The sequence below is a fragment of the Streptomyces sp. SID5785 genome (genome assembly GCF_009870065.1).
Lineage (GTDB): Bacteria > Actinomycetota > Actinomycetes > Streptomycetales > Streptomycetaceae > Streptomyces.
The window spans coordinates 1-4,924 of the sequence record NZ_WWIA01000345.1; the positions used below are offsets into that span (position 1 = coordinate 1).

At 72.8% G+C, this 4,924-nt stretch carries 3 protein-coding genes; 1 reads left to right on the forward strand and 2 read right to left on the reverse strand.

Annotated features, from left to right (window positions below):
* Positions 1–391 precede the first annotated feature (391 nt).
* Positions 392–1,057 carry a class I SAM-dependent methyltransferase gene (locus GTW43_RS11300; protein WP_161301523.1) on the forward strand — a complete coding sequence of 222 codons (666 nt, stop codon included), beginning with the start codon at positions 392–394 and terminating at the stop codon, positions 1,055–1,057.
* Positions 1,058–1,122: 65 nt separating this feature from the next.
* Here the strand turns inward: GTW43_RS11300 and GTW43_RS11305 are convergent, their stop codons facing one another.
* Both GTW43_RS11305 and GTW43_RS11310 read right to left on the reverse strand, forming a co-directional pair.
* Positions 1,123–4,263, reverse strand: a complete 3,141-nt coding sequence (locus GTW43_RS11305; RefSeq protein ID WP_237536528.1) for a GH92 family glycosyl hydrolase — start codon at positions 4,261–4,263, stop codon at positions 1,123–1,125.
* Between the two features lie 218 nt (positions 4,264–4,481).
* Positions 4,482–4,924 (reverse strand): fibronectin type III-like domain-contianing protein (locus tag GTW43_RS11310; RefSeq protein WP_202501323.1); only part of this gene is annotated, 443 nt, incomplete at its 5' end.

Sequence of the window (4,924 nt, forward strand, 5' to 3'; positions counted from 1 at the left end):
GGGAACGCGGCCCGTGCGGGCGTGCCCACCGGGTACGCCCCGAGCAGTCGGCGGTGGGAGGCGTTGGCGTACGCGATGCGGTGACCGGGACCGAAGGTGACGAGGACGGCCATGGGCACGTCGTCGAAGATCTCCGAGCCGAAGGACTCGGCAGGCTCGTCCTGGGTCATGCGCACCACCGACGCTTCTGGTCATCAGCCCCGGGAAGATCGTATCCCGCTGTCCCCGCGCCGCACGCTGTCCGGGATCCGCGCGGGCCGGTGTTTGCCGGTCCGGCAACTTCCTGTGCGTTCCGGCCCCCGTCCGCGCACCATCGGCAGAGCGTCCGTCCGTCGGGAGCAGGCCCCGGGGGACGGTGACGCGGACACGACCAGGAGCTCAGGAGGAACCGGTGTCGGGACACCACGCGCACAGTGAGCAGGACGAGAAGGCGGCCGCCGCGATGTTCGAGCCGGAGGGCTGGGACGAGCGGTACGCGGGACAGGAGCGTTTCTGGAGCGGCAAGCCCAACCCGCAGCTGGTCGCCGCCGTCGACGCGCTCGCGCCGGGCACCGCACTCGACGTCGGCTGCGGCGAGGGCGGCGACGTCGTGTGGCTCGCCGGTCAGGGCTGGCGGGTGACGGGCGCGGACTTCTCGGCCGAGGGACTGGCCCGCGCGGCCCGCCACGCCGAGCAGGCCGGGGTCGCCGACCGGGTGGACTGGTGGCAGGTCGATGCGCGGTCCTTCGCGGCGGGCACTCGTGCCTACGACCTGGTCACCAGCCACTACCTGCACGCGCCCGACGGAGGCATGGCGGACGTGACCCGCCGCCTCGCCACGGCGGTCGCCCCGGGCGGGCTGCTCCTGGTCGTGGGACACGCGCCGTCGCACGAGTTCACGCAGCTGTCCGAGAGCCACCGCAAGGCGATGTTCCTGGCGGCGGAGATCCTCCCGGCGCTGCCCGACGGGTTCGAGCCCGTCGTCGTGGAGCAGCGCACCCGCACGCTCCAGCGGGACACCGGACCCGTGGAGGCCGAGGACTCGGTGCTGCTGGCCCGCCGCACGAGCGGCGACTGAGCCCGGTCGGCAGGACACGGAGAAGCGGCTGCCCCGGTGAGGCAGCCGCTTCTTCCTGAGCGCTCTCAGCCGAGGCCGAGCGTGAACACGTGCAGGTCCGCGTCCTCGGGCAGGGTGACGGACTTGATGTGCTTGCCGTCCGGCACCTGGAACGGCTCGGTGGCGAAGACGTACGCCGGATCGCCCTTCCCGCCGGGTGAGTTGCGGTGATCGGTGCGCGCCACGACGGTGTTGCCGAACACCGGGTCGCTGCCGCCGCCCGGCGCCGTCCAGTCGCCGAACGAGAGATCCGCCTCGCCCGTGCTCCCGTCCGTGAACGTCACCGTGGCGGTGGCCTTGTGGTCGCCGTTCGTCGCGGTGCCCACGAAGACCAGACGCTCCGCATCCCGTGCGTCGGCGGCGACGTCCAGGGTCTGTCCGTGCGCGGTGACGTGGTCGGGCCGCGCCGCGGGCACCGCGGGCCACACGAAGTCGGTGCCGGACGCCTTGTGCTCCGCACCGGCCTCGAGCCCGGCGGCGGCCAGCGCCTGACGCGAGTAGCTGTTCCCGGCGCCGTCGAGATCGGCGCCGGCCGGCCGCGCGTCGTCCGAGATGCCCGCGCCCGTGTACGCGCCGCCGAGCGCCGCGGCGACGCTGCCGTCGGCCGCCACCAGGACGATCGCGGTGCGCCGCACGGGATCGCCGGTGCGCCCGCGGATCGTGAGGGGCAGCTCGTGGTACCCCGGGGCCGCCCCGTCCGAGGCCTTCACCGTCAGGGAGGCGGTGCCGGCTCCGGTCGCGGCCGACAGGGCGAACGTGCCGGTGCCGGAGACCGTCAGGCCCGGCGGCGCCTTCGCGGACACGGTGAGCGTCCGGTCGTGACCGGCGAGGCGCTGCGCGTGGACCGTCAGGCGGGCGCCGTCGCCCCCGGGCGCCGCGACGGCCTCGTTCGGGGTCGCGTAGGCGAGGACGTCCTGCTCCCCGGTCCGGTACGACGGCGGCGCCGCCGCGGCCGACGTCGCCCAGGAGGTGTCCGGCTCGGCGGACAGCTCGAAGTCGAGGCGGCCGCCGTGCGCGGCCACGGACTGCGGCAGGTACGTGCGTTCCCGGTCGCGGCCGTCCAGCCGGAGCCGGTGGACGTACGGGGTGTCCGCCGACGCCGCGGGCGCGTGGACGTCCAGGTCCGGCCCCTTGCCCGGCAGGTCGAGCACCACGCGCGGGAACAGCGGGCTGTGCACCTGGAGGTCGGGGGTGCCCGGAGCCGACGGGTAGAGACCGATCGCGGCCCACACGTACCAGGAGGACTGGGCCCCCAGGTCGTCGTTGCCCGGCTCGCCGTCCGGGGTGGCGCTGAAGAGGCTGGTGGCGATCTTGCGCACGTACTCCTGGGTCTTCCAGGGCTGTCCGAGGTGGTTGTACACCCACGGCACACCGAAGTTCACCTCGTTGCCCGCCCACATGTACGGCTCGTTCGGGCCGGCGTTGAGCTTGGTGAAGAAGGTGTCGAGGCGCTTCGAGGTGGCGTCACGGCCGCCCATCGCCTGGATCAGGCCCGCGGTGTTCTGCGGCACCAGCCAGTTGTACTGCGCGGCGTTGCCCTCGTCGAAGCCGTCCTGGCCGAACGTGCCCTCCGCGGGCGGCTGGTAGCCGGGACCGTCCGGGAACCGGCCGTCCGCCCCCCGCGGGGACAGGTAGCCGGTGGCCGGGTTCAGGATGTTCTGCCAGTTCTGGCCGCGGGCCGTGAAGGTCCGCGCGGTGTCCTTGTCCCCGGCGGCCTGCGCCAGCTGGGCGATGGCGAAGTCGTCGACGGCCCACTCGAGCGTCACCGAGGCCCCGACCCGCGAGTGGTCGCCGCGCACCTCGCTGTTGTCGGCGTACCCGTGCTCCATGTAGCTCTCGATCCCCGGCCGCTCCTGGTACGCGCCGGGCGTGTGGTCCACCGACGTGGCGCCCTTGACCAGGTACTTGAGTGCGGTCTTGAGGTCGAAGTCCCGTGCGCCGAAGGCGTAGAGGTTCGCGATCAAGGGGACCGAGTTGTCGCCGGTCATCTGGCCCGTGTAGTCGTTCGCGACCGGCCAGCGGGGCCACCAGCCGCCCTGCTCCGCGTCGTTGACGAGCGACTGCGCCATGTTGCTCGCCTGCTTCGGGAAGAGCATGGCCTGGAGCGGGGCGAGCGTGCGGTAGGTGTCCCAGTCCGAGAAGTTGGCGTACTGGGTCCGGCCTTCGGGCAGGGTGCGGATCTTGTCGTCGAAGCCGATGTACCGGCCGTCGGCGTCGTCGAACGTGTTCGGGTGCATCAGGGAGTGGTAGAGGAACGTGTAGAACATGGTGCGCTCGTCCCGCGTGCCGCCCCCGATCCGGATCTTGCGCAGCGCGTCCGTCCACTGGTCCCGCGTCCGCTCGCGCAGCCCGTCGAGATCCCATCCCGGCACCTCCGAGGCCATGTTGGCCCGGGCGCCGGCGACGGAGACGTACGACATCGCGACCTTCGCGTGCACCGTCCGGTCCGTGGACGCGTCGAACGTCAGGTAGGCGCCTGCCTTCGGCGCGTCCGCCGCGTCGGAGCCCGCGCTCACCTGCTTGCCGTCCCAGGTGCCGTGCGCCGTGAAGGGGCGGTCGAAGGTGATCGCGTAGTGGACCGTGTACCGGTTGCCCTTGCCGCAGAAGTTGCCGGTGGTCGCCGATCCGGTGACCTCGCGGTCGCCGGTGATCTTCAGGTCGGCCTGCTGGTCGCCCGCCATGCTGCCGCCGCCCTTGACCAGGACCTGCGCCGCGTCGCCGGTCCCGGCGGGGAAGGTGAACGCGGCGAGGCCGGTGCGGGTCGTGGCGGTCAGCTCGGTGCGGACCCCGTGTCCCTCCTCCCCGGTCGTGACCGCGTAGTAGCCGGCGGACGCCTTCTCGCCGGTGTGCGAGAACGGCTCGGTGCGGTCCCAGGGCGCGGAGCCGACGTCTCCCGCGACCGGCAGCAGGGGCACGTCGCCGAACGCGGTGCAGCCGACCGAGGCGTGGTTGAGGCTGAAGCCCTTGATCTTGTCGCTGTGGTACTGGTACCCGGCGTACGAGCCCTCGGTGTCGGGCGAGAACTGCATCATGCCGAACGGGGCGGACGGACCGGGGAAGTTGTTGATCTCCCCGACGGACTCGCCGCCCTTGCCGGTCCCGACGAGGGGATCGACGTAGTCGGCGGGGTCGTCGACCAGGGCGGCGGTCCGGCTCCCCTGTGACAACGTTGTCGGAGTAGCGGCGGCCGCTGCCCCTCCTGATCCCGCGATCATCGCGGCCGTGACGGCGGCCGTCACGGCCCACTGCACTCTGCGGCGTCTCACTCGCAACTCCCGTACAACAGAGGTTCTTCGGCCACCACACGTTCGGTCATGCCCGACCCCCGGTCAAGAGGCGTGCAGCGGTGAGCCGGTGGCCGGCCGCGGCCGGCCACCGGCTCACCTCAGTGAGCGGGCAGCGGCTCTGCCGTCATGCCGGCGTGCAGGCGCCTGCGGTGATCCACCTCCCGCACCGCCCCCGTCAGGCTCACCCGGGCGGTGAGCAGGGTGCGGGTGCTGGACGCGGCGAGCCGCAGCTCGAGGTCGCCGGGCTCCACGATCCGGCGGCCCCCGCGGCCGGTGAACGAGGCGAGATCGGCCGGTACATGAGCGCGGACCCGCACGGCCTCGCCGGGTGCCAGCTCGTCGAGGCGCAGATACGCGACCAGGCGCTGGACGGGCTGGACCACCGAGGCGACCGGGTCGTGCAGATAGATCTGGACGATCTCGGTGCCGGGGCGCGCACCCGTGTTGCGCACGGTGCAGGCGATCTCGAACGCGCCGTCCGTCGCCGCGGACCGGCCGGAGCCCTCGAGGTCGCTCCACTCGAAGGATGTGTACGACAGAC